The sequence below is a fragment of the Rosistilla oblonga genome (genome assembly GCF_007751715.1).
In the GTDB taxonomy this organism is placed as follows: Bacteria; Planctomycetota; Planctomycetia; order Pirellulales; family Pirellulaceae; genus Rosistilla; species Rosistilla oblonga.
In genome coordinates, this window is the sequence record NZ_CP036292.1 from 5754433 (window position 1) to 5778174 (window position 23742).

At 58.5% G+C, this 23742-nt stretch carries 21 protein-coding genes; 11 read left to right on the top strand and 10 right to left on the bottom strand.

Annotated features, from left to right (window positions below; translation table 11 throughout):
- Window positions 1-35: 35 nt before the first annotated feature.
- The gene (locus CA51_RS20365; RefSeq protein ID WP_145123024.1) at window positions 36-383 is read left to right on the top strand and encodes a cytochrome C oxidase subunit IV family protein; all 348 of its coding nucleotides are present in this window, start codon (window positions 36-38) and stop codon (window positions 381-383) included.
- Window positions 384-864: 481 nt separating this feature from the next.
- On the opposite strand, the gene CA51_RS20370 is transcribed toward CA51_RS20365, so the two are convergent.
- The 5 genes from CA51_RS20370 to CA51_RS20390 form a co-directional block, all read right to left on the bottom strand.
- Window positions 865-1551, bottom strand: coding sequence for a hypothetical protein (locus CA51_RS20370; protein WP_145123025.1), 687 nt, complete (start codon window positions 1549-1551; stop codon window positions 865-867).
- Window positions 1552-2226: 675 nt separating this feature from the next.
- A complete protein-coding gene (locus CA51_RS20375; protein WP_145123026.1) occupies window positions 2227-3819 on the bottom strand; it encodes an arylsulfatase in 1593 nt (530 codons plus the stop codon).
- Between the two features lie 327 nt (window positions 3820-4146).
- Window positions 4147-5406, bottom strand: coding sequence for an outer membrane protein assembly factor BamB family protein (locus tag CA51_RS20380; protein WP_145123027.1), 1260 nt, complete (start codon window positions 5404-5406; stop codon window positions 4147-4149).
- A gap of 50 nt (window positions 5407-5456) precedes the next feature.
- Window positions 5457-7670 (bottom strand): serine/threonine protein kinase, encoded by a 2214-nt coding sequence (locus CA51_RS20385; protein ID WP_145123028.1) that lies wholly within the window; start codon window positions 7668-7670, stop codon window positions 5457-5459.
- Between the two features lie 1116 nt (window positions 7671-8786).
- Window positions 8787-9323 (bottom strand): EF-hand domain-containing protein, encoded by a 537-nt coding sequence (locus CA51_RS20390; RefSeq protein WP_231745804.1) that lies wholly within the window; start codon window positions 9321-9323, stop codon window positions 8787-8789.
- 254 nt (window positions 9324-9577) lie between these two features.
- Between CA51_RS20390 and CA51_RS20395 the strand changes: the two genes are divergently transcribed.
- From CA51_RS20395 to CA51_RS20405, 3 genes are all read left to right on the top strand, one after another.
- Window positions 9578-10168, top strand: a complete 591-nt coding sequence (locus CA51_RS20395) for a hypothetical protein (protein WP_145123029.1) — start codon at window positions 9578-9580, stop codon at window positions 10166-10168.
- Between the two features lie 168 nt (window positions 10169-10336).
- Window positions 10337-10897 carry an ECF-type sigma factor gene (locus tag CA51_RS20400; protein ID WP_145124272.1) on the top strand — a complete coding sequence of 187 codons (561 nt, stop codon included), beginning with the start codon at window positions 10337-10339 and terminating at the stop codon, window positions 10895-10897.
- A gap of 172 nt (window positions 10898-11069) precedes the next feature.
- Window positions 11070-11924: a YitT family protein gene (locus tag CA51_RS20405; protein ID WP_145123030.1), complete on the top strand. Its 855-nt coding sequence runs from the start codon at window positions 11070-11072 to the stop codon at window positions 11922-11924.
- Between the two features lie 21 nt (window positions 11925-11945).
- On the opposite strand, the gene sugE is transcribed toward CA51_RS20405, so the two are convergent.
- Both sugE and CA51_RS20415 read right to left on the bottom strand, forming a co-directional pair.
- Window positions 11946-12260 carry a quaternary ammonium compound efflux SMR transporter SugE gene (gene sugE, locus CA51_RS20410; protein ID WP_145123031.1) on the bottom strand — a complete coding sequence of 105 codons (315 nt, stop codon included), beginning with the start codon at window positions 12258-12260 and terminating at the stop codon, window positions 11946-11948.
- A gap of 45 nt (window positions 12261-12305) precedes the next feature.
- On the bottom strand, window positions 12306-12542 hold the full coding sequence (locus tag CA51_RS20415; RefSeq protein ID WP_197451352.1) for a DUF3565 domain-containing protein: 237 nt from the start codon (window positions 12540-12542) through the stop codon (window positions 12306-12308).
- 302 nt (window positions 12543-12844) lie between these two features.
- On the opposite strand from CA51_RS20415, the gene CA51_RS20420 reads away from it, so the two are divergent.
- Window positions 12845-13777: a histone deacetylase family protein gene (locus CA51_RS20420; protein ID WP_145123032.1), complete on the top strand. Its 933-nt coding sequence runs from the start codon at window positions 12845-12847 to the stop codon at window positions 13775-13777.
- A 32-nt stretch (window positions 13778-13809) separates the two neighbouring features.
- Here CA51_RS20420 and CA51_RS20425 read toward each other — a convergent pair whose 3' ends face one another.
- Window positions 13810-16515 (bottom strand): bifunctional acetate--CoA ligase family protein/GNAT family N-acetyltransferase, encoded by a 2706-nt coding sequence (locus tag CA51_RS20425; protein ID WP_145123033.1) that lies wholly within the window; start codon window positions 16513-16515, stop codon window positions 13810-13812.
- 30 nt (window positions 16516-16545) lie between these two features.
- Complete coding sequence (locus CA51_RS20430) at window positions 16546-17457, bottom strand: sugar phosphate isomerase/epimerase family protein (RefSeq protein WP_145123034.1); 912 nt, start codon at window positions 17455-17457, stop codon at window positions 16546-16548.
- 354 nt (window positions 17458-17811) lie between these two features.
- Between CA51_RS20430 and CA51_RS20435 the strand changes: the two genes are divergently transcribed.
- The 6 genes from CA51_RS20435 (at window position 17812) to CA51_RS20455 (ending at window position 22558) form a co-directional block, all read left to right on the top strand.
- Window positions 17812-18150, top strand: coding sequence for a cupin domain-containing protein (locus CA51_RS20435; RefSeq protein ID WP_145123035.1), 339 nt, complete (start codon window positions 17812-17814; stop codon window positions 18148-18150).
- 328 nt (window positions 18151-18478) lie between these two features.
- Window positions 18479-18628, top strand: a complete 150-nt coding sequence (locus tag CA51_RS25965; RefSeq protein WP_197451353.1) for a hypothetical protein — start codon at window positions 18479-18481, stop codon at window positions 18626-18628.
- Window positions 18629-18684: 56 nt separating this feature from the next.
- Window positions 18685-19860: a PAS domain-containing sensor histidine kinase gene (locus tag CA51_RS20440; protein ID WP_145123036.1), complete on the top strand. Its 1176-nt coding sequence runs from the start codon at window positions 18685-18687 to the stop codon at window positions 19858-19860.
- Window positions 19861-19908: 48 nt separating this feature from the next.
- Window positions 19909-21321: a sigma-54-dependent transcriptional regulator gene (locus tag CA51_RS20445; RefSeq protein WP_145123037.1), complete on the top strand. Its 1413-nt coding sequence runs from the start codon at window positions 19909-19911 to the stop codon at window positions 21319-21321.
- A 95-nt stretch (window positions 21322-21416) separates the two neighbouring features.
- A complete protein-coding gene (locus CA51_RS20450; protein WP_145123038.1) occupies window positions 21417-21752 on the top strand; it encodes a hypothetical protein in 336 nt (111 codons plus the stop codon).
- A gap of 248 nt (window positions 21753-22000) precedes the next feature.
- A complete protein-coding gene (locus CA51_RS20455; RefSeq protein ID WP_145123039.1) occupies window positions 22001-22558 on the top strand; it encodes a hypothetical protein in 558 nt (185 codons plus the stop codon).
- A gap of 20 nt (window positions 22559-22578) precedes the next feature.
- On the opposite strand, the gene CA51_RS20460 is transcribed toward CA51_RS20455, so the two are convergent.
- A complete protein-coding gene (locus tag CA51_RS20460) occupies window positions 22579-23697 on the bottom strand; it encodes a carboxylate-amine ligase (protein WP_145123040.1) in 1119 nt (372 codons plus the stop codon).
- Between the last annotated feature and the right edge of the window lie 45 nt (window positions 23698-23742).

Below are 23742 nucleotides of genomic sequence, written 5' to 3' on the forward strand. Positions count from 1 at the left end.
TATTCCGTTTCGTTTAAAAGATAGGCGTTCTAAAAATGAGTTCACACAGCGAACACGATGACGGCGAATTTGCACATCCAATGCCGATCTGGATGTTGTTGGCCGTATTTTTCGCGCTCACCGCGCTGACGTTCATTACCGTCTTTCAGGCGAGTCTCCATCTCGGCAACTGGGAGATCTGGATCGCGATGACGATCGCTTCGGTCAAAGCGACTCTAGTGATGGCGTTCTTCATGCACATGTTGTGGGACAAGCCGTTTAACATTCTGATGTTCCTCAGCTCGTTCCTGTTCGTGACTTTGTTCGTCAGCTTCCTGCTGATGGACACGCACGCTTACAACCACAACGTGATCGTTAAACCAGTTGGCGAAGTCGTTCAGTAGCCGTCGAATCGACGACTCTTCTGCTGCGACCACGCAATACGCTCAACCGCGTCTCCACAAGAGACGCGGTTTTTTCGTTCGATCTCAGGTTCGATCTTTTTCCTGAATCAGACGGCCTGAATTCACCGCCTAAGCTCCTCCATTTCCGCCTATTGGCTTCGCTCCCATCAAAGTAGCCCGGCGGCCTGAGGTCATCCCCGCTGGCTTAACAGCAAGCAAGCGAGCACGGCTCGAAGATCATCCGCACTCGTCGACGCGAAACCGAGCAAGCACGTCTTACGTTGAAGAGTGTTCAACATGGAAGAGCGTGCAACCTGGAAGAGAGACTGCTTCGCATGAGCGATTTCGGCGAAGGAATCGCAGCCTATGGTCAGAAGGTACAGACATAAAAAACGGCTGGTCAATAGACCAACCGTTCGCTTCTGTTGCTGTGAGAGGAGATGACAATTCTCCTCGCTTCAGATCCTGTATTTCAGAACGCTTACTTGTCGCTCTTCTCGTCAGCAGGCTTGGCTTCCGCGGCTTCTTTTGCCTTGGCAGCAGCAGCTTCCGCTTCTTGTTTGGCTTTTGCTTCAGCAGCTTTTTTAGCTTCCGCTTCTTGCTTGGCCTTTGCTTCAGCGGCTTTCTTAGCTTCGGCTTCTTGCTTCGCCTTTGCTTCGGCGGCCTTCTTAGCCTCGGCTTCCTTCTTCGCCTTTACTTCCGCTTCCATCTTTGCTTTTTTGGCTTCGGCTTCTTTTTTAGCCTTCTCTTCAGCAGCCTTCTTCGCCTTCATGGCTTCTTCGTCGCGTTTCGCCTTGGCTTGTTCGCGTCGCTTCTTCTCTTCTTCCTTGCGTTTGTTCTCTTCAGCGATCTGCTTGCTCAGCTCGGCGTTTTTGCTGGTCAGCTGTTCCACTTTCTTGCTGGTATCGGCCAGCTGTTGCTTCACTTTCGCAAGAGCTTGTTCGTTTGCTTTTGTCGCGGCAGCCATCGCGGCTTTAGACTCTTTTAGTGCCTTCTCAGCGGCTTCGGCACGCTTGGTCTCTTTCAGCGAGTCGGCGATCAGTTGTTCCATTCGCGACTTCTGGGTGCCGACCAAAGTTTCGGCTTGCTCCAATGCTTGACTGGTTTCCGCAGCAGCGGTTTTCAGCTCAGCGACCTCTTTCCGAAGCGCGACCAATTCGGTCGTCAACAGGATGTTCAATTCGCTTGGGTTGTCATGAACGATGTTCGAAGAGGACGAACTGCAGCCCGACACAACGGATACGGGTTGCGAACAACCGCATCCGACGCGAGGCGCACAAGGGCCTTTGGCACTGCTCGTTTGAATCGTCATGGTCGCCAGAGCGACGGTGTACATTGCTTTTTTAATCATTCTCAATACTCCGCTTTGCCAACGCTGAATCGTTGTTCTTTGTGTGTAAATGCTCCCACGCAACATCGACTGGGCTGTTCTGCTCGAACCGCTAACGGTCCGACTGGAAGAATGAGAAAACCTATTCCTACGGCTTTCTCCGACGACTGAATTCTTCAGGTGGGAGAGTCGCATCCACTATGATCCGAGGGCAGAATCATTGCAAACCCTTAGGCAGCCTTTATCTTGGAAAGACTGGGGCGTCAAATCGGATGATGCAAGCTTTTCCGGCTGCCCCGATCCTGCCGATATTACAGCCATTTTGAGCCTCAAACCGGTGCTCCCCCAACACCTTCGCCACGTCCAGATTTGGATAGGATCCCGTCCCGCGAGATCGCCCCGCTTGAGCGCACCAATCCCCTCGCTGTGGTCCCAGGGCGCTGCGACTTCTGCCCCCTTAGCTCGCGACAGCCGAATCACCAGAGACCAAGTCGCTTCGGCTACCATCGAGAATCACTGCGGCTGGCGAGCGGTTTTGCTGAACTCTCGATTTTTGGATTCCCACAGCGCGACCAAACGCTTCAAATCCGCGGGCTGCCGATCCGCCAAGTCGTGTTGTTCGCTGCGATCGTCCGCCAGGTTGTACAACTCCCACGCCCCTGCTTTTCCAGCCGCGACAACTTTTAAATCCCCTTGCCGCAAACCGCGATTCCCTTCGTGAGACCACCACAAACACTCGCGGTCCAAAGACTGGTCTTGGCTGAAGAGCGGCAGCAAGCTTTTGCCGGGAGGCGATGGCGTGGCCGAATCTCTACTCGTCGGCGATGGCTCGACCTCAGCCAATTCCAACAACGTCGCGGCGACGTCGATCACATGCCCTGGCGTATGCCGCAGCGTTCCGCGGTCGGCGATACCTCCTTCTGGCCAATGGACGATCAACGGCGTGGCGATCCCGCCTTCATGGACCCAGGTCTTGTGACGGCGGAAAGGGGTATTGGAGACAGTCGACCAACCGGGGCCCAAGCAGAGATAGGAGTCGGCCGAACCGGGATCCGCTTGCGGATCGTGACCGTCGGCCCGGACCATGATCTCGGCGCTTGCACCGTTGTCCGACAGGAACAGGATCAACGTCTCTTCAAAGGCGTCCATCGATCGAATCTGATCCAACACGCGTCCCAGTTCCTGATCGATCCGATCGATCATCGCCGCGTGCACCTCCATCTTGTTCGCCTGAAACGCGCGTTGTTCATCGTTCAACGCCTCCCAGGCCAGCGGCAGGTTAACCTCGCCATCGCCCAACGTTTCCATCGCTTTGGGAAACGGATAGGGAGGTCCCAGTGTCCGCTCGACATCCGACAGCGCGACCGCGGGAAAGCCCAGTTGCTGTTGCTTGGCAAAACGTTCGGCGCGTATCTGTTCCCATCCCGATCGATAGCGATCGCGGTACTTGGCGATGTCCTCGGGCAACGCGTGCAGCGGGAAGTGGGGCGCGGTGAAAGCGAGGTACTGGAAGAACGGCGCGTCGGGATGTTCTTTTGCGTGCTGCTGCAGCGACGCGATCGCATGATCGGCGATCGCCGTCGTTCCATAAAACGATGTCCCCTTGGGAACCGCCGGCAGTTTGACATCGTCTTCGTAATGGACCAGCGGATTAAAAAACCGCCCCTGATCCTTCAGGCAATACGAACGGTCGAACCCACAAGCGATCGGCATCGAATCGATATGCCACTTACCCGAATGATACGATCGATATCCGGCCGGTTGCAGCAACGCGGGCAACAGCGGAGCCCAGGCGGGTCGCGTGCCGCGGCTCCCGCTCGGTACTCCCGGCACCTGATCGCGGCGGATTTGTTGAGCGTAGTAGCCGGTCAACAGCGAACCGCGAGTCGGCCAGCATCTTCCCGTGTTGTAGAACTGAGTGAACCGCAGCCCACCGGCGGCCAAAGCGTCCAGATGCGGCGTCGCGATCTCGCTGCCGTAACAGCCCAGATCGGAATAGCCCAAATCATCAGCCAGCACCAACAAGATGTTAGGCCGGGCGGCGGCAACGATCGGGGCGACCGAGCAGATCAGAAGGCAAAAGGTCCAACGAAAAAGCAGCGACATCACACAACACCTGACAGCAAGCGGAACAAGAGACCGATCCAGAATTAGTGTACCTCAACGTCAGGAGTCGCGCCCCGATGCTGTTCGCCCCGTTCCCGAAGGGACCGAAGATGGTAGCCGGAGGTCGTCGCGCAGCGGCGCACCTCCGGATTCCAACGGCCATAACGGACAACGCTCCCGAAGGGATCGCAGACGTTTGCAATCTGCGACCCCGCCGGGGTCGGCGATCATTCTTGCGATGCGCTCCGGTGGTGTTCGCTACGCTCAAACCACCGGCTACCCTCTGAAACCGCTCCGCGGTCCGCCAGCACTCGACCCCGGATCGCGTTACGACTTCGCCCCGATGCAATAGAGAGCTTGGTCGCTGCGTAAATAGAGCTTGCCGTCCGAAACCGCTGGTGAGGCGTTGAAATCGCTTTCGTCGTCGGCGATCTTGTTCTGTGCAATCGGTTCGAATTCATCGCCTGGATCGAAGACCAGCGTGCCGCTGCGACGCGTGACGACATAGATGTGATCGCCGATCAAAACCGGAGATGCATAGACAGGCCGGCCGCTCTGCAAATTGCCGACGCGTTTGCGATAGATCACCGCGCCATCCTCGGCCGACGTGCAATAGGCGATCCCGCGATCATCGATCCAATAGAACCGGCCATCATGCAGCAGCGGCGTCGCCACATACGAACTCGATTGGTTGGTCCACAGGACATTGGAATCGGAAACATCGTCTTTGCCTCCCGCTTTCACGGCGATGCATCCCGACGCGCGATAGCCGCCGAAACTGTAAACCGTTTCGCCAGCAACGATCACCGACGGAGTAACGTTTCCGGTCATCGGCGTCTGGGCGTACCATTTCAATTTCCCGGTACGCGGGTTCATCGACCACATCTCTTCGGGAACGCTGATCACCAGTTCGGATTCGCCATCGGCTAACGAAACGATCCGTGGCGTGCCGTAGGTCAGTTCGAGCATCCCCGCCTCCTGTCGCCACAGCTCTTTGCCCGTCGCTTTGTCCAACGCGATGATCGCTTTGCTCTCCTCTGCGGCGTTGACGATCACACTGTTTTCAAACAGCAACAGACTAGCGGCCGATCCCCAGCGTCGGTTGCTCGATTCCTTGCCGACATCGACGCTCCAGTTCCGCTGGCCGTCGAGTCCGATGCTATGGACGCCCCCTTTTCCGAGGAACACATAAACGTTTTCGCCATCGGTCACCGGCGTGTTGCTGGCGTAACCGTGTTCGGTGATGTATCCCTGGTAGCCGTCTTCGCGGTAATCGATCGGGAAATCGACCGACCACAATTGTTCGCCGGAGTTCTTGTCGAAGCAGAGAACCTGCCGCTTCGCATTGCCGTCGCCGTTGACGTAACAGGTCACAATCACGCGATTGCCGGTGATGATCGGACTAGAGGAACCCGATCCCGGCAGCTCGACTCGCCACGCCATGTTCTCCGTTTCGTTCCACGATGTAGCGACCGTATCGCTCGACCTCGCAACCCCTTGAGGTCCCAAAAATTGAGGCCAATCATCGGCGGATGTGACTAGGGGGAAAAGAAGCAGCGTTGCGGTCAATAGTGTTTGTCGAAGCATCGTCGGTCCATTCATTGGTGGAATCAGGTGGCGCTTGAAATTGTCGGCTTTCATTTTGACTTTGACTTAAACCCCAACTGGCGGCGTGCGTCTTGGTAAGTCAACAAAAATTCCACGGTTTCAAACCATGGCGCCGCCTGGGGACCAGCCTCCATTTGATCCGTTGGCAATGCGATTTCGACGGCGGCTTCCCGCGCCTTGGCTAGTTCAGCTTCGGCCTGATCGCGCTTGCCCACGTTGTCGTAAGCGATCGCCAAGCTGGCATGGATGATCGATTGCGAACGCCACCGATTTTCCTCGAGGACTTCCGTCCAAGACTGGATCGCCGCTTCGTTATCGCCAGCTCGCAGGTACGACAATCCGAGGATGTATAAGCAAATCTCGCGAGGCACCGTCGGTCGCCCTACATCGTGGCGGCGATCCGGCGGCGGCCTCCAGCGCCGCGTGTCGGATTCAAGGTGCCAAGCTTCACCGATTCGTGCGAGTTCATCGCGCGAGACCGAAAATGTGTAATCGGCCGATGCGGCGCAGTCGCGCAACAATTCCCAGTTCGGTCGCTCGTCGAGCGTGCCGAGTCTTTCGTCCAGCCGTTCGCAGATTCTTCGATAGTCGTTCGGTCGATCCGTCAACAAAAACAATGCCGGCGTTCCCCACCAGGACGACGTATTGGTCGGCGCTCCCAGTGTCAGCGCCTTGGCGTAGTCCTCCGCTGCCGCTTCCCAGTCGCTTCGTCCGGTATGGAATTGAGCCCGCGCAACCCACGGTTGGTAGTAGCCCGGTTGCAACGAGACCGCCGTGTCGAAATCGATCTGCGCCGCTTCGGTTCGGCCGGCGTTGACGTGCGATTGAGCGCTAGCGATCAACGAATTCGCTCGTGTAATGTTCTCGGCGAACTGCTCGATCTCCGCCTTGGCCGCAGTCGCTTCGCGAAGCGCCGCCTCCTTCTGATTCCGTTGGTCGATCGCCGCAGTCATCTGCCAAAGACTGACCGCCGAACCGATCAGCATCGTCACGCCGACCAACAGAACGGTGACCAACGCCGCGCGATGGCGGCGGGCGAATTTGCGAAACTGATACGTTCGCGACGGCGGCCGCGCTTCGATCGGCTCGGAATTCAGATAGCGTTTGATATCGGCAGCCAACGCGGCGGCCGATTCGTAGCGTCGCGTGCGATCCTTTTCCAACGCTTTCATCACGATCCAGTCGAGATCGCCGCGGATCGTTGCGGCCAAGCGGATCGGTTGCAGACGGCGAGTGGTAGCGACAGTCGAAAGGGCGTCGTTGAGCGTCGACAGACGCTTGCTTGGTTTGGGAGGATCCTCTTCGCGAATGATCCGCCGCAGTTCGTCGTAGCCAGCCGAATCCATCCGCTCGCGATCGAAGGGCGTCGCACCGACAAGCATCTCGTACATCAAGACTCCCAACGAATAGATGTCGCTGCGCGTGTCGATGTCCAGCCCACTCATCTCCGCCTGCTCGGGACTCATGTACAGCGGCGTTCCAATCATCGAAAAGAACCGCGTGTAGATCGTCTTGTCGGTCAACGTCTGCCCGATCGCTTTGGCGACACCAAAATCGATCACCTTCGCCACGGGCTTGGCATCGTGCAGCGTGACCATCACGTTGGATGGTTTGATGTCGCGATGGATGACACCTTTCTGATGGGCGTGGTGGACGGCGGAGCAGACGTCGACCAGCAGCGTCAACCGCTCCCGAACTGTCAATTGATGGTTGTCGCAGAACTCGGTGATCGGCAGGCCGCGAACCAGTTCCATCACGAAGTAGGGGCGATGATCAGCGGTCACGCCGGCGTCGAAGACTTGCGCGATGTTGGGATGATTCATCATCGCGACCGCTTGCCGTTCGGCCTCGAATCGAGCGATCACCTCTTTGGAACCCGATCCCGGTTTGACGATCTTCAACGCCACTTTCCGAGCGACCGGTTCGTCCTGCTGAGCGACGAAGACCAGCCCAAACCCACCTTCGCCGATCTGTTCCATCAACCGATAGGCATCGATCTGCAACCCGATGTGCTCAATCGGTTCAGCGGCAGGTGCCGCCATCGTGGCGGCGAGCCCATGGCCTCCGACGATCGGTTGGTCGAGCAATTTCGCTGGTTGATCGTGCGCAGCCAGCAACGCTTCGACCGAAGCGATCAACTGCAAATCGCCGTCGCAGGCAGATTGCAAATAAGCAGCGCGATCCTCGAGGCGCTCCAAATCGATCGCCTGCAGGAAGATCGCTCGTTCAGCCGGATTGGTCATCGCATCTCGTCTTACAGGGCGTCTCGTGTTGATCGTGAGCTACAGTCATCCAATATAGCGACTCGAAAACGCGGCCCGATGGGCACGCGGTTAAACGAGATCAACGATCCAAGTCGTTTAACCGCGTGGGCATCGCCCCGCGATCCCTACACCCTATCCACTCCAACGCGCGGCCCGATGGGCACGCGGTTAAACGAAGGCAACGGTCAAACTCGTTTAACCGCGCGGGCATCGCCCCACGCTCCCTACACCCTATCCACTCCAACGCGCGGCCCGTTGGGCACGCGGTTAAACGAAGGCAACGATCAAACTCGTTTAACCGCGTGGGAATAGCCCCCCGATCCATCTCCCTATCCCATCCAACGCGCGGCCCGATGGGCACGCGGTTAAACGAGGACAACGATCAACCTCGTTTAACCGCGTGGGCATCGCCCCGCGCTCCATCCACACCATCCAATCCAACGCGCGGCCCGTTGGGCACGCGGTTAAACGAAGGCAACGATCAAACTCGTTTAACCGCGTGGGCATCGCCCCGCGATCCATCTCCCTATCCACTTAAACGCGCGGCCCGATGGGCACACGGTTAAACGAAGGCAACGATCAACCTCGTTTAACCGCGCGGGCATCGCCCCGCGCTCCCTACACCCTTTCCACTCCAACCCGCGGCCCGTTGGGCACGCGGTTAAACGATAGCAACGATCCAAGTCGTATAACCGCGTGGGCATCGCCCCGCGATCCCTACACCCTTTCCACTCCAACGCGCGGCCCGATGGGCACGCGGTTAAACGAAGGCAACGATCCAACTCGTTTAACCGCGCGGGCATCGCCCCGCGATCCCTACACCATCCACTTAAACGCGCGGCCCGATGGGCACGCGGTTAAACGAAGGCAACGATCAAACTCGTTTAACCGCGTGGGCATCGCCCCGCGATCCATCTCCCTATCCACTTAAACGCGCGGCCCGATGGGCACACGGTTAAACGAAGGCAACGATCAACCTCGTTTAACCGCGCGGGCATCGCCCCGCGCTCCCTACACCCTTTCCACTCCAACGCGCGGCCCGTTGGGCACGCGGTTAAACGAGGACAATGCCAGGGGGACCTTCGCGCCGATTGATTATTGTGGGCGTCGTGGTCGATCGCCTTCCTCTTCGCCCGGAGCGCCGTGTCCCTGTGGGCCTTGGGGTGGCTGCTGCAACGCGACCATCTGCTCGTCGGTCAAGATCGCCGCGAGCCGTTTGTCGACAGTCGTCTGCAGCGCGGTCAGCTGTTTGCTCTGCCGATCGGTCAAGCTCAATGACTGCACAACGAAATCGGGGATCACTTGCCCGGGACGCGGCGGCGGTCCGTGTTGCCCACCGTGTTCAGGCCGTGGCTGCGTCATCTCGCCCGCACCAGGGCCGCCCTGCTGAGGCGGGCCTCCGGGGCCGCCTTGCCGACCGCCACGCATCGACTGCATCGCTTGCATGACCACCGAAAGTTCCTGTTTGGTCACGCTGCCGTCGCGATTCGTATCGGCGCGGTCAAACAGCTGGCTGATCATTTCCATTGGTGATCCGCCGGGGGGCCCACCGCGGCCTGGAGGCTGTGCGGAGACGGTGCTTGCATATGTGAGAATGCCGCTGATAGCGATCAAGCGAAGCGTTGAATTCACGATGAGGTCCTTGCGGAGAACTAAGAAGAGGGGGAGTCGTAAGACTCAATGCGTCGTCGCAAGGAGGAAAGGGACACGAATCTCTCAGCTTTTCAAAGGATTGTCTGATAGCTTTACTTCCAATCGGAATTCCAATGTTTTCCGCCATTTTCGCCGATGTTGGACAGCCGGGAAACACGAAAGTGCTTTCTGCAAACGTGCAAATTCTGCAAACGTTTGGTGCGCCTTCCATCCAAGAAATTGAGCAGCGACAAATGAGTATTTCCGCATCCGGGGCCACTTTCACTTCCCCCACAAACTTCGGCACTTCCTCCTCGCGAGGGCCCTCCGACGAGGAGAAGCAAGCGCATCTTGCGGCGGCATTGCAGTCGATCGGAGTCGATTCGTCGACGGCGTCGGATGTGTTGAGTCAGGTCGAAGAGACGCTGGAGTCGCTGCGATCCAACGGGTCGGCGACAAGTGAGTCTTCGATTCGAAGCGCCGTCGAGGAAGTGCTCGAAGCCAACGGCATCGACTCCGCAGATGTCGGCGCGGCGATCAAAGGGAACCGCCCGCCGGGACCACCTCCTCGCGGACCAAAACCAAGCGACGATGAGTCGACTGATCTTGAGTCGGTGCTGCTCTCATCGAATCTAGACGCGGGCACCTTGGATTCGTTGCTCTCCTCGATCGTCGATACGATCCAAGAGCTGAACAGCGACTCGTCGACCGAAGTCTCCGACGATTCGATCCGGTCGGCGTTGACTCAGGCGTTCGAAGCGAGTGGCGTCGACATCGATCTGCTGGAACAATCGTTGGGACAACCGATTGGATCCAGCGGAAGCCTTTTGAACCGACTCGCGTGACAGTCGACGACGATTTCCTACAATGGTTGAATGACCAGCAACAGTAAGAAGGAACTTTAGCGCCGAAGCGTTCCATGAACTCTCCGATGTTCTCCAAGCGAGCCAGCGGGGCTTTCAATCGGCAGCACTTAACCAATCCTCGCCGGAAACCATGGCATCATGAATATTGTGAAGCGCGACGTCACAAGAATCTTGTCGGCCATCCACGATGGAGATCGGCAAGCGGCCAGCGAGTTGTTGCCCTTGGTTTATGAAGAGCTTCGCAAACTGGCGGCCAGCAAGATGAATCAGGAGAAGTCGGGGCAAACGCTGCAGCCGACAGCCCTTGTCCACGAAGCGTTTTTGCGTCTTGTCGGTGGCGAGACGCCGCAGGAATGGGATTCTCGAGGTCACTTCTTTGCCGCGGCAGCCGAGGCGATGCGGCGGATCTTGATCGACAACGCTCGCCGCCGAGGCCGCAACAAACGAGGCGGCGATTATGTCCGACAGGAACTTCACGAAGAGAGTGCATTTGTCGATGCCGACGACGTCGACGATCTGCTGGCTCTCGACGATGCCCTCAACAAACTGGCCTTGGAAGACGCCGACCTGGCCAAGCTGGTCGAGCTGCGTTATTTCACCGGGCTGACGATCGAAGAGACGGCGCAAGTCCTGGGGCAGTCCTCGCGAACCGTCAAACGACACTGGGCCTTCGCCCGCGCCTGGCTGCAACGCGAGATCAATGCGTAGCCGCCGAGATCGCAATTTCTCCCAGCTCCCGCCTGCCTTACTCCCTGCTGCCCCGTAGTTGCGATTTCTCAAAACTGCATAATTGGAAAGTTGCCGCTGGCGACCGCCGTTCTTTAGGTTTCCGATTTGCCAGGTCGAGGGTTTAGTGTCTCGAGGAATTATTGATTACGCGATGATTGTGTCAGCAGGTCTGCTGTACGCGATCGCGCTGAAGTATTTTGTTCTGCCGTCAAAAGTAATCCTGACGGGCAGCGAAGGGATCGCGGCGGCTCTCTCTTATTACTTCGAAAACTACTCGCTGTTCATCGTCTTGTACCTGGTCTTCCAGGCGGCGCTGTTGGCGTTTGCATTCGCTCGCGTCGGCCGCACCTTCGCTCTCCGCTCGCTGATCGTTGTCGGCACGGTCGTCCTGGCGCTCGCCGGATTGCCCGAATTACAATTTGCCTCGCCCGAACCTCAAAACGAGCGGATCATCCTGGTCATCTTCGGCGGCCTGTTAGCCGGCTTCGCCAAAGCGCTGGCGTTCAAAAATCGCGGCTCCACCGGCGACGAAGATATCCTGGGCGCCTACTTTGCGATGAAGTACCTGAAGCCGGTCGGATCGATCGCGATCTTTGCCGCCGTCGGTTCGACAGCCTTTGGCCTCGGGATGGAACTGCTGAAACACGGGCACATCGAATCGGTCGTCAACACGCTGATGTACACCTGCATCTACATCTTCGCGTCCGCCGAGACGCTGAACAATCTGTACCACAAGTTCAAGATCACGATGCTGGTAATCATCACCCGCAATCAAGAGGCGATCGGCGAAGCGATCACCGCCACATCGGCACATCGCACCTACACCGTGCAGCCAGGAATCGGTGGCCACAGCGGCGAATCATTTTGGATGGTACGGACGATCATCACGCAAGAGGAACTTCCGCACCTGGTCGACGCTGTCGAGGAATCCGACCCAAGCAGCTTTCACTACAACTACGATATCGAAGGAATCTCCCGTCGCTACTACATCACGCCGATCAGTTAGCTGCGTGAGCGACGCGACGCATTACGCTGCCAATTTAAGTCCAACGATTCCACCGATGATCAGCCCGATACAGGCGATTCGGACCGCCGTCGCCGGTTCGCCAAACAACAAGATCCCCAGCGATGCCGTCCCAACGGCGCCGATCCCAGTCCAGATCGCGTAACCGGTTCCCAGCGGAATCTCTTTGATCGCATGCGACAGGAAATAGAAGCTGGCGATCATCAGCACGACAGTGATCATGCTGGGCACAAGCCGCGTCCAACCTTCGGTCTGCTTCAATCCGATCGCCCACGCGACCTCCAACAAGCCAGCGATCACTAAATACAACCACGCCATTGACTGGGTCCATTTCCGTTTAAGAGTGAGCCGTTTTTACGGTTTCTATTTTGCTTCGGGTCGCGCGTCGGCAGCGGCCCCTTCGTCGCACTTCTTGCATTGCAGCAGATGCCCGATCATCCCCGCGCGGCCCGCGGCGGTTGTCACCCAAGGGCGATTCATCCACGGCGGCGTATGGCGAACGTGTTGATTGTGACCACATCCGAGCTGAGCGACCCAATCGCCCTCTTCATCGGTGTGGTATCCAGTGATCGGTTGCTGCATCGATCGTCGCAGAAGCATCGGGAGAGTGGTGGGGAAGCCGACGGCAAACGCATCTATTTAGCTTTGAATCGTTCGCTGGACAACCCGAGGTCTTTGGGGGAGCGCTCCAACCGAAAGCTGTTTCGGCGACGGCGATGCCTGCGGCGGCTGAGCGTCAACCGGCAACGGCGGCGAAATCGACCGATCACTTCGACAGCGAACACGGTTCGGATCGCGAAACAAAGCGCCAAGCGATCGCTCGATAAGGCTGTTTCCAAAAAACGTCGCCTGCTTGATTGCGCGAAGTGCAGTTACGGCCGAGTCTGGTTAGAATACGCGGCATGACAATTTTGTATTACGATCCGGTTTTCATGGAACACCTGACGGGCGACCATCCCGAACGGGGCGGGCGGATTCTGCCCGCGGTGCGGAACTTGAGCTTTCTCGCTTTGGATTCGGCTTGCAAACGTCCGGCTTGGGAATCGGTTTCGAAAGACCGTTTGTTCTACGTCCATCAACACAAATACATCGAAGCGCTGCAACAGATGGCCGAGACCGGTGGCGGGTTGATCGATACCGATACCGTCATCAGCCCGAAGTCTTATGAAGTCGCATTAAAGGCGACCGGAGCGGTTTGCGACGCGGTCTGTCGTGTTGTCGCCGGCGAAGACAAGACGGCGTTTTGTCTGATCCGGCCGCCAGGACATCACGCCATGCCCGACCACGGTATGGGGTTTTGCTTGTTCAACAATATCGCCGTCGGCGCCCGCGTTGCGACCAACGAACTTGGAATCGAGCGGGTGCTGATCGTCGACTTCGACGTCCATCACGGCAACGGAACCCAAGCGATGTTCTGGGATGCCGCCGACGTCGGCTATTATTCGATGCATCGATCTCCCTTATATCCGCACACCGGCGCGGCGGACGAAATCGGGGCTGGCCCAGGCAAGGGAACGACGATGAATCTGCCCGTCGCCTTGGGAACGCCGCGCGAAGAACAGCTCGAGACGTTCACCGCCAGCGTGCACGCGTTTGCCGACAAGATCAAGCCACAACTGGTGATGGTCAGCGCCGGCTTCGACGCTCATAAAGAGGATCCGATCGGATCGCTGGGGCTCGAGAGCGAAGACTTTCGAACGTTGACGCGCGTGCTGCTGGACGTCGCCGACAAACACTCCGGCGGCCGATTGGTCAGCGTTTTGGAAGGCGGCTACAACGCCGAAGCGATGGCCGAGTGTGTGCCGATCCACCTGGAACAACTGCTCGAAGCGTAAGCTCTCGGCAGCAAATCACTTTCAGTCGACGTTCAGTCGGCGTCCAGCAAGCTCTTCTTGACCATCACGGTATCAAACGATTTGGAGCGATCGATTTCGAAACCGCGTCGCTGGAACATCTGGATCATCCGATGGTTCGACGCGGCGGTCTCAGCAACGACCGATTGGATGTTCCAACGTTTGCAAATCGTCAGGCACTTATCGGTCATCAACGACCCGAGTCCGCGTCCCTGCCAGCGATCGGCAACCAGGATCGCAAATTCCGCTTCATAATGATCGGCGTCGGCGACAAACCTAGCAACGCCCGCGATCTGCTTGACGCCGTCTTCGATCACCTCGACCACGATCGCCAGTTCGCGGTCGTAATCGATGAAGCAAAATCGAGACGCCATCGTATGCGTGGCGGTGCGAAACATGTAGCGGAACCGCTGCTGGATCGTTTCGGCGGAACAGCTTTCGATCAACCGATGCCACATCGGTTCGTCTTCGGGTTTGATCGGTCGCAGCACGACGGGAGTGCCGTCTCGCAATTCGATGTTGCGAATGAACTCTTCCGGATAGGGGCGGATCGCCAGATGCGCGAAACGAGAACTCGATTTCCGACGCATCTTCCCATCGAGGATGATTCGCGAATCGAGAGCGATCACATCGCGGTCGCTCGCCAACAACGGGTTGATGTCGATTTCGGCGATCTCGGGGCACTCCACGATCAACTTCGACATCCGCAACAAGCATTCGACCAACAGATCGACGTTCACTCCGCGACGACCGCGGTAACCTTTCAACAGAGGCCACGATTGCAGCGACTCCAACATCCGCCGCGCCAGTCGCTCGTTCAGCGGCGGCAGTTCCATGGCGTAATCTTGAACCAACTCCGCCGTGATCCCTCCCGCACCAACCAACAGCACCGGTCCAAAGACGGGATCGCGCTTCGCACCGAGGATCAGTTCGCGGCTGAGCGACGCAACAACCATCGGTTGCACCGTCACCCCACCGAAATCAAAGTCGGACCGATGTTGTGCGACGCGGCGGCCGATCTCTTGGTACGCTTCGCGAACTCGGTCGCCGCTTGTCAGGTTCAGCTCCACGCCATCGACGTCGGTCTTGTGCATGATCTGCGGTGAATAGACCTTTAAGACGACGGGGTAACCGAGCCGATCAGCGATCGCAACGGCTTCCTCCTGCGATCGAGCGATCTCGGTCTCGGCGACTCGAAAGCCATAGTTCTTGAGCACCAACTTCGATTCGTATTCGCTCAGCGGCGTCCGCTCGTCGGGCCGCGCGTCCACCGCGTCGACGACACATTTTCGCCGCTCGGCTTCGTCGACAGGAAAGGTCAGTGGCACCTCCAGCGGCGTTTCGCACAACATCTCGCGGTTCCGGCCATAACGGACCAACTGCATAAAGACCCGCACGCATTTTTCGGGCGTCTCGTACACCGGGACGCCGGCCTGTGTCAGCCGACGAATTCCTTCGGCCACACGAGTGCAGCCCATCCACGACGCCAGGACAGGTTTTGTCGTCGATCTTGCGGCGGCGATCACTGCGTCGGCAACGCCGCTGGGATCGGTCGTCGCTTGCGGTGCCAGCAACACCAAAACAGCATCGACGTTGCGATCGCGGATCACGGTTTGCAGCGCCGAAGCGTACCGCTGATCGCTCGCATCGCCGATCACATCGACCGGGTTGCAACGCGACCAAGCGGCTGGCAATTGAGCGTCCAACGCTGCGATCGTCGCGTCGGACAGCGGCGCCAGCTTTCCGTTCCGCTGCAGCAACGCGTCGGTTGCCATCACGCCCGGGCCGCCCGCGTTGGTGACAATCGCCAACCGGTCGCCGCACGGCTTGGGGTGGCGAGCCAGAAATTCGGCGCTGTCGAAGAGGTCGTCCAGTTCGTTTGCGCGAACGATTCCCGCCCGCGCGAAGGCCGCTTCATAGGCGCTGTCGACGCCGACCATCGCACCGGTATGCGATGCCGCCGCCGCCGCGGAAGCGTCGAACCGCCCCGACTTAAACGCGATGATCGGTTTGGATTGCGTGAACGCGCGAGCTGCCGAAAGGAACGCGCGGGCTTCGGTCAACGATTCGACGTACAGCACGATCGACTCGGTCCACGGATCCTCAGCGAAATAATCGATCAGGTCGGCGATGGTCACATCGGCCATATTTCCGATCGAGACAAACTGAGAGAAACCGACGTTCTGGTTGATCGCCCATTCGAGGATCGGTGTGCAGAGTGCACCCGATTGCGAAATGAAAGCCACGTTGCCCGCCGGAGGCATCTCGCTGGCGAGGCTTGCGTTGAGATGCCGATGCGGCGAGATGATGCCAACACAATTGGGACCGATGATTTTTGTCCCGGGAAAGGTCTTCGCGACCGCAACGATTTCGTCCTGCAACCGAGCCCCTTCGGCTCCGACTTCGCAGAAGCCCGCCGACTGAATGATGATCCCGCGAATGCCCGCTTGGCCACACTGCTTGACGACATCGGGAACCGTTGCCGCCGGGGTGCAGATGATGGCCAGGTCGGCCACTTCGGGCAGCGCGGCGACCGATGCGAAACAGGCCAACTGCTGGATCGATTCGTAGTTCCGATTGACCGGGTAGATTCGTCCACCGAACCCACCATCGATCAGGTTCTTCAGCGACAACCTGCCGACGCTCTCCGGCCGCTCACTGGCACCGATCACCGCAATGCTCTTGGGTGAAAAGATCTTCTTGAGGTGCTTTGAGGTCATCGGTGGAGTTCTTTTCCAATCACTGCGGGGTCAAATTCCCAGTAGGCGTCGGATTGCCCGACGGTCGTCGGCGACGGCTGCGATGCGTTGGGCAGCCAATTGCGGATCGCGATGATCGATGTATTCCATGTGCACCGAAACGGGGATCCCCGCGATCGGATCTTTCCGCAGCGAATCATAAAAGCTGTCGGCGACCAGCCCCGATCCCAACGGAACGTTCTCGACCTTCGCTTCGTTCCACCGAAAATCTTTGCAATACAACGCGCCGACATGCGCGCGCAACATGCTCCAATGTATCGGCCACGACATGCCGGCTTCAACGGTAGCATGGCGGATGTCGAACGCGACGGCCAATTGTTCTTTCGGCTGATCGGCGGCAATCCGGTAGAGATCCCACAGCCCTGCGCCGCAATACCGCGTGCCGGCGTGATTCTGGTAGAGCGCCGTGATCCCCAGCTCACGATTCAGCTGCACCAACTGCTCGACCTGGCGGGTGAATTTGTCCAATTGCGGCAGAATCGGCTGGTCGAGATCGTACCGATAATAAGCCATGCGGTAGTAGCGGATTCCCGCCTTGGCCGCCGCTCGCAATGTCGGTTCAGTCAACCGTTGATCGACGCTGTTGACATCGCTAGCAAACAGCACGACTTGCTTCTCTTTAGCAGCCAACGCATCGACCAGCTTAGGCAACTGGTCGGCAACTTTCGCCGGCTCCACCTGGCCCCCCTTGCGCACCGTCGCTTCGATCCCATCCCACTGCTGCTTGACCAACAGATCGGCCAGCTCTGGGAAACTCAACATCTGCAGCGGCTTGGCGAACACGCACAGCGGCCCCCAGGGAGACGGCGAATCGGCAGACGCCTTGTTTTCATCGGCCTGAGTCCAGCCAGCGGTCAGCCCCGCAGCGAGTGCGCCCAAAGCGACGCGTCGGTTGTATTTCATGTTATTGCAAAGAGAGTGTGAATCGCGGTGTCGTTGTAGTTCAAGAAAAGCTTTGAATAGTGTAACCGTTGCAGAGCCGGAGCGTTCAAATTTCCAGGCACGCATCGCGCGCAAATCAGAGCTTGAACTCGGCAGATTTTTGGCAACCCGACGCGTAAACGGGGCACCACGTGAATTCCTCGCTTACGCGCCGGGCTACCAATTCCTGTGACGCTTCCGTTTCGAAAAGTGATTTCGCCTGCGGCTAACTCCGACGCCGCTTGCCAATAGTACACACGCACGTATACATTAAATGATGGCTCGGCACGAACACACGCGCCGGCAACTCACCTCAATTTTTTGGAGCAGCATCGGATGGCAATCTCTCACGCAAAATCTGGCGAGATCATCGACGTCGGTCCCCTGGGCGACGAGCTTTCCGGGACGAAGACTTCCGCGCTGTTGAAGTCGGATGAAATGGAGCTGCTGCGATTGGTGCTGCCCGCTGGCAAGACGATCGCCGAGCACAAGGCGCCGGGCGAAATCACCGTGCATTGCCTCGAAGGTCGAGTGCAATTCACGACGCTCGGAGCGACGCTGGAACTGACCGCCGGCCGACTGTTGCACCTTCCCGCTGGCGAACCGCACGCGCTCCACGCCGTCGAGGATTCGTCGCTGCTGGTGACGATCGTGCGTCGTCCATCGAAAACGTAACCGACGCCGCGACGGCAAAGACCGCCACCGCAAGGCGATCCAAACCGGAGGCACTTCGCGCTGCGTCGTGCCTTGCCAGCGGTGAATGTGATGTTGGCGAAGCTGCAGAGATTGTGTCCTTAGCGAGCGCCATCGCCGACCCCAAACAGATGTCAACGCGACCGGACAGTGTCGCCAAGAGTTGACGCGATTTGTGTCGCCAAATCGCAATTCCACACAAACTTGGCGAATATGAGCCGTTTCTGGGATCTGGCATGTTGATTGCGTTGTAGTTGGGACGACACCAACGGGGGTGCCATTTCTTATCTCCGATTGAAAGAGTCTCGCTATGTTGATGCGCAATCCTGAAATGATGCTTGTCGATCCGCAGGACCGCGACGAAGAGATCCTCGCTTCGAGCGCCCGCGAAAATTTGCTCGGCCAGGTGATCGTAATCCTTGTGGTCGTGGTCGCAATTCTGTTGCGATCACTTTCCTAGTCGCGAGCTCGACTGACCGAGGGACGCGCACCGCTGCGGGTGCTAAAATAGACGCGATGAAAACCAAGCCGGAAATAAAATCCGAAGCCCGCGGAGAGATCAGCAACGACTACTTCCGGGCCATCGCGAACTACACCTACGACTGGGAAAGTTGGCTCTCACCATCGGGCCGACTGTTGTGGGTCAACGCAGCCGTTCACCGGATGACGGGATATTGGCCCGACGAATGTCTGGCGATGAAGGACTACCCGTTGCCGATGATCGCACCGGAGGATCGCGCTCGAATCTCCGCGATGATGCACCAAGCAAAAGCTGGGCAGTTCGGCAACGATGTCGAATTCCGCGCGATCCATCGCGACGGCAGCGTCCGCTGGATGGCAGTCTCCTGGCAACCGATGTACGACGAAGCGGGTAAGCACCTGGGCTTCCGAGCCAGCGCACGCGACTTCACCGAACGGCAAAAGCTGCGCGATCAACTGCGTCTGCACGCCGAACACTTGGAACAATTGGTGCAAGAGCGGACGGCGCGGATCGCTCAACTGGAACTGCATCGCCGGAAGATGGAAAAGCTCGCCGCGTTGGGGCAATTGGCCGCCGGAGTCGCTCACGAAGTCAACAATCCATTGGCGGGAATCCGCAATGCGTTTGCGCTCATCAAAGGCGATATGTCGCCCGAGCACGAGCATTACGAATTGCTGGAACTGATCGACCGCGAGATCGAACGGATCAGCTCGATCACACACCAGATGTATCAGCTGTATCGCCCTAGCGCGCAACATAAATCGCTGCTGACGATCGAACACACGATCGCCGACGTGGTGTCGCTTCTCGAACCTGTTGCGAAACAATTCGAGGTTCAGCTTGAATTCCATCCCGCGAAGCGTCCGACTGAAATCACACTTCCCGAAGGGGAGGTGAAACAGATACTCTTGAATTTGATCCGCAACGCGATCCAAGCGTCTCCGACTGGAGAAACCGTAACGATCGCTGTCGAATCGACGCAACTTGCGGTTCGGGTCGAGGTTTCGGACCGCGGCGAAGGGATCGCACCGGAAACGCTCAGCCAGATCTTCGACCCATTCTTCAGCACCAAGACGGGCCAACCGCGTCAGGGAATGGGGCTGGGACTATCGGTCTCGCGAAGCTTGATCGAAGCGATGGGAGGCTCGATCGAAGTCGACAGCGAAGTCGGGCGTGGATCGAAGTTCATCGCGGTATTCCGAAAAGACTAACCTCTGCCCCCGCATCGCCGGGGCCTCTCACAACACACAATCGAATCGATGAACCTATCTCCATCCGCCCGGATCTTGATCGCCGACGACGAACCGCTGTACCTGCGGACGACGGGCGAACTGCTGCGCAAAGCGGGCTACACCTGCGTATGCGTATCCGACGCTGGCGCCGCCTTGCAAGCACTACACGAGGCTCCGTTTGATCTTATCCTTTCGGATCTGAACATGCCCGGCAATCTGAAACTGGAACTACTGCACGAGGGGCGAGGCAATTGGCCCCAAATCCCGATGATCGTGATCACCGGCGTGCCGTCGGTCCCATCGGCCATCGAAAGCGTGCGGCTGGGAATCGCCGACTATCTACTGAAGCCGGTCAAATTTGAAGATCTGCTGGGAAGCGTGCGACGCGCTCTGGCCCAATCGTCTACGACATCCCACGCCGCCGCGGTCCCCGACGGTCAACGGCCGTTAAGCGAAACGTACCCCGAGATCATTGGTCGCTGTCCGCAGATGGTCGAACTGCTGGACATCGTCGACCGCGTCGCAGCGGTCGACACCAACATCTTGATCACCGGCGAGAGCGGCACGGGGAAGGAGGTGATCGCGCGGGCGATCCATCGACACAGCCCGCGGCGCGAGAATCGATTCCAAGTGATCGATTGCACCGCGATCCCCGAATCGCTGTTCGAATCGGCACTGTTCGGCCACGTTAAAGGCTCGTTCACCGGAGCGGTCCGGGACCAGGTGGGGCTGTTGAGCCAATGCGATCACGGCACCGCGTTCTTCGACGAGCTAGGCGAATTGCCCTCCACGTCGCAGGCGAAACTGCTGCGTGCAATTCAAGAGCAGACGTTTACGCCGGTTGGGCAGAGCACACCGATCCAAGTCGACACGCGATTCATCTGCGCCACCAACCGGAATCTGGAAATGGAAGTCGCCGCGGGCCGCTTCCGCCGCGACCTCTTCTATCGGCTGGGCGTGATCCACATCGAACTGCCGCCGCTGCGAGACCGCGGCGACGACGTGCTGTTGCTGGCCGAACGGTTCTTGCCTCAACTGAAGCCAGCAAATTCGACGGTCTCGCGATTCTCCGATTCCGTCTTGCAATGCTTCCAGCAATACGACTGGCCCGGCAACATCCGCGAACTGCGAAACGCGATCGAACGCGCCACGGCGCTGGCGCGGACCGATTGTGTCGAGATCGGCGACCTTCCCGAAGCCCTCCGGCAAGCCGCTTCCGGAGGGACGCGAAAATCAGCCGACGCATCGAGCGTTTCGGCACTAAAAAATGCATCGCGAGACGAAGCGATCGATAGCGCCGAACATGCCTACCTTGCCTCGTTGCTCGAAAAACACGTGGGCAACATTTCCCAAGCCGCCCAGCAAGCGGGACTCTCGCGGCAGGGGATGCATAAACTGCTGAAGAAGCATGGCATCGCTGCTGCGGATTACCGCAGATAACAACGTTCGCCGCATGTCGGCCCGCGATGGCACCACGATTGCTCTGCAGTATGTCGTGACTATTTCTTCACGCATCACTGACAGGGACGGTGCTAATGAATATGGATCGCTGGAGCCAAAAGAACGATTGGCTAAACCAATACAACGAGATGTTAGTCGAAGAAACACACGGCCTGGTGCAGCAGCTCTGGCTGGACGCCGAGGGCGATTCGGCAGTGGTTCATGGCAGGGCAGCCTCTTATTACGCTGTCCAGTTGGCGATCCGCGCCACGCAAACATTTGGCCACCGGCACCCCGTCTTTGACGAAACGCGGTTGTCGCTGACCGTAGCCCAACGGCAGCTCAAACTGACGATCCCGCATCGTCGTCGTAAAGGCAGAGCGTCAACACAGGCCGACACTCGCCAGCGCGAGTTGACACTCGTTTCGTAGCGACCGCTGGCGACGCGGCCCGTCGGCGCGGCATGCATTGGCAGGCCGCGCTTGCGAATACCGGCCCGCGACGTGTGCGGATCAAATTCGCCACCGCTAGCGGTCAGCCGAAGCAAATCGGGTTTTCCCAAGAATTGATCTGTACGCAGCGACAAACGACTTGGTACGGTGGCTCGCAAGATCCCGCACGCAGTTCGGGAGTATGAGGTGCCCGAGAGATCTTCAAACCATACCATGACTTGATTGCAATGCGTCATCAAACTTATTCGCTTGTTGCCCTGATCGCACTTGTGGCCCTGGCCACCGGATGCCGCCAGGGCACGCCCGTCCCTAATCCGCTGACCGCGCTCACGCCTGCCAGCCGTGTACCGCCACCAGCGACGGGCAGCTACCCGATCCCCGATCGCTACTACAAAGGCCAGCCTGCAGCCGGGCAAGCCAATGCGACCGCGGGTGGATCGGAAGTAAGTTTGGCTAGCAACAATGCAGCTGTTGGCAGCGGCGCGATCGGCAGTGGCGTCGTCCAATCGTCGTTTGTCGACCGCAACAATGCGGCCGCAGCCCCAACGCCAGCCCCAACGCCAGCCCCAACGCCAACCCCAAGCGTCACGCAAAGCGGTGGCGACCTGAGCGGTTTCCGCGGCTTTGCCGAAGCGAGACCAACAACTCCCGCTTCCAACTTTGCCCCCACACCGCAACCCGCGACGACCACGTCGCAGTACGCGGGCATGCAGGACGCTCCTCCCGCTCCCGCACCGGCGATGCCATCGACCTCGCCACTGAACTGGCAAAAACCAATTCAGTAACCGCCAACCGCGTCCCCCGATCAGATCAGCCGCGATCGATCGGTCAGCTCTCGGACGACTTCCGCTTTATCGCCACGCAGCTCCAACAGATCACGTTGCCGCTGTGCCCAACTGGGGCCTCGGGCGATCCTGGAAATCTCAGCCAGTTCGTCCTCGCAGCCCAATTCTTGAGCGATCGGTTTGAGCCACTCAGCCAAGCTGTCGGCTACTTCCTTCACCGGCTGGACTTCGTAGCTGTAGGTGTTGACCAGCCCGGCATCGATTCCATAGCGAGCGGCTCGCCATTTGTTCTGCTGGACCATCATCGGATGGCAATCGAACTGGTAGGTCCCTTCGTCGATCTCATCTGACAACTGCTTGACCAGACACTGGATCAGCGCCGACAGCGCGCAGACATCATCCATGCTGCCGGGCATGTCGCAGACGCGGACCTCGACGGTGCCAAAGTTATGGTGAGGACGAACGTCCCACCAGATCTCGCGGATCGAATTGATGAATCCGGTTTCGATCATGTGGTTGACCAACCAAACGTATTCGCTCCAGTTCCGCATCAGCGTCGGCAGGCCAGCCGTCGGCAGCCCCTCCATAATTTTGGAACGGTGCGAATGCAGGCCGGTGTCGCGATCCTCCCAGTAGGGACTGCTGCAGCTGAGCGCCAGCAGGGTCGGCAAGTGCTGCATGATCCGGTCGCAGATCATCACCGCCTTGTCACCCGAATCGACACCGATGTGAACGTGCAGCCCGAAGGTCGCCATCCGCCGCGCCATCTCTTGCAGAAGGACGACCAGATTTTGATACCGCTCGGTCGGCGTGATCACCTGATCTCGCCAATGGCTGAACGGATGCGTCGATCCCCACCACAACCGCATGCCCAACGCATCAGCTGTCGATTCCAAGACCTTTGCTTTTGCGGTGAGATCCTGCCGCACTTGAGCCACGGTGTCGCAGACCCCGGTGTTGATCTCGACGCAGTTTTGCATCAATTCGGGTTTGTACTGACCGGCGAATTCGGGCGGCAGTCGGCTGATTAAATCATCCGACCGGTTGGCCAACGCAAACGTATTGGCGTCGACCAGAGCGAGTTCGATTTCGACGCCGATCGTCTTGGAATCGTTGCCGTTGAAATGCAATTTACCCATGGGCCAGCGTTCCTCTGCCGAGCGGAGTAGTTATCGATTCAGCTC

Excerpts from the sequence above, each read along its gene's own strand:
- CA51_RS20430 (WP_145123034.1), bottom strand. The coding sequence starts at position 17,457 with ATGAAATACAACCGACGCGTCGCTTTGGGCGCACTCGCTGCGGGGCTG.
- CA51_RS20445 (WP_145123037.1), top strand. The coding sequence starts at position 19,909 with ATGAACCTATCTCCATCCGCCCGGATCTTGATCGCCGACGACGAACCG.
- CA51_RS20460 (WP_145123040.1), bottom strand. The coding sequence starts at position 23,697 with ATGGGTAAATTGCATTTCAACGGCAACGATTCCAAGACGATCGGCGTC.
- CA51_RS20455 (WP_145123039.1), top strand. The coding sequence starts at position 22,001 with ATGCGTCATCAAACTTATTCGCTTGTTGCCCTGATCGCACTTGTGGCC.
- CA51_RS20395 (WP_145123029.1), top strand. The coding sequence starts at position 9,578 with ATGAGTATTTCCGCATCCGGGGCCACTTTCACTTCCCCCACAAACTTC.
- CA51_RS20425 (WP_145123033.1), bottom strand. The coding sequence starts at position 16,515 with ATGACCTCAAAGCACCTCAAGAAGATCTTTTCACCCAAGAGCATTGCG.
- CA51_RS20365 (WP_145123024.1), top strand. The coding sequence starts at position 36 with ATGAGTTCACACAGCGAACACGATGACGGCGAATTTGCACATCCAATG.
- CA51_RS20415 (WP_197451352.1), bottom strand. The coding sequence starts at position 12,542 with ATGCTTCTGCGACGATCGATGCAGCAACCGATCACTGGATACCACACC.
- CA51_RS20420 (WP_145123032.1), top strand. The coding sequence starts at position 12,845 with ATGACAATTTTGTATTACGATCCGGTTTTCATGGAACACCTGACGGGC.
- CA51_RS25965 (WP_197451353.1), top strand. The coding sequence starts at position 18,479 with ATGTTGATGCGCAATCCTGAAATGATGCTTGTCGATCCGCAGGACCGC.
- sugE (WP_145123031.1), bottom strand. The coding sequence starts at position 12,260 with ATGGCGTGGTTGTATTTAGTGATCGCTGGCTTGTTGGAGGTCGCGTGG.
- CA51_RS20450 (WP_145123038.1), top strand. The coding sequence starts at position 21,417 with ATGAATATGGATCGCTGGAGCCAAAAGAACGATTGGCTAAACCAATAC.
- CA51_RS20375 (WP_145123026.1), bottom strand. The coding sequence starts at position 3,819 with ATGTCGCTGCTTTTTCGTTGGACCTTTTGCCTTCTGATCTGCTCGGTC.
- CA51_RS20405 (WP_145123030.1), top strand. The coding sequence starts at position 11,070 with ATGATTGTGTCAGCAGGTCTGCTGTACGCGATCGCGCTGAAGTATTTT.
- CA51_RS20440 (WP_145123036.1), top strand. The coding sequence starts at position 18,685 with ATGAAAACCAAGCCGGAAATAAAATCCGAAGCCCGCGGAGAGATCAGC.
- CA51_RS20380 (WP_145123027.1), bottom strand. The coding sequence starts at position 5,406 with ATGCTTCGACAAACACTATTGACCGCAACGCTGCTTCTTTTCCCCCTA.
- CA51_RS20435 (WP_145123035.1), top strand. The coding sequence starts at position 17,812 with ATGGCAATCTCTCACGCAAAATCTGGCGAGATCATCGACGTCGGTCCC.
- CA51_RS20385 (WP_145123028.1), bottom strand. The coding sequence starts at position 7,670 with ATGACCAATCCGGCTGAACGAGCGATCTTCCTGCAGGCGATCGATTTG.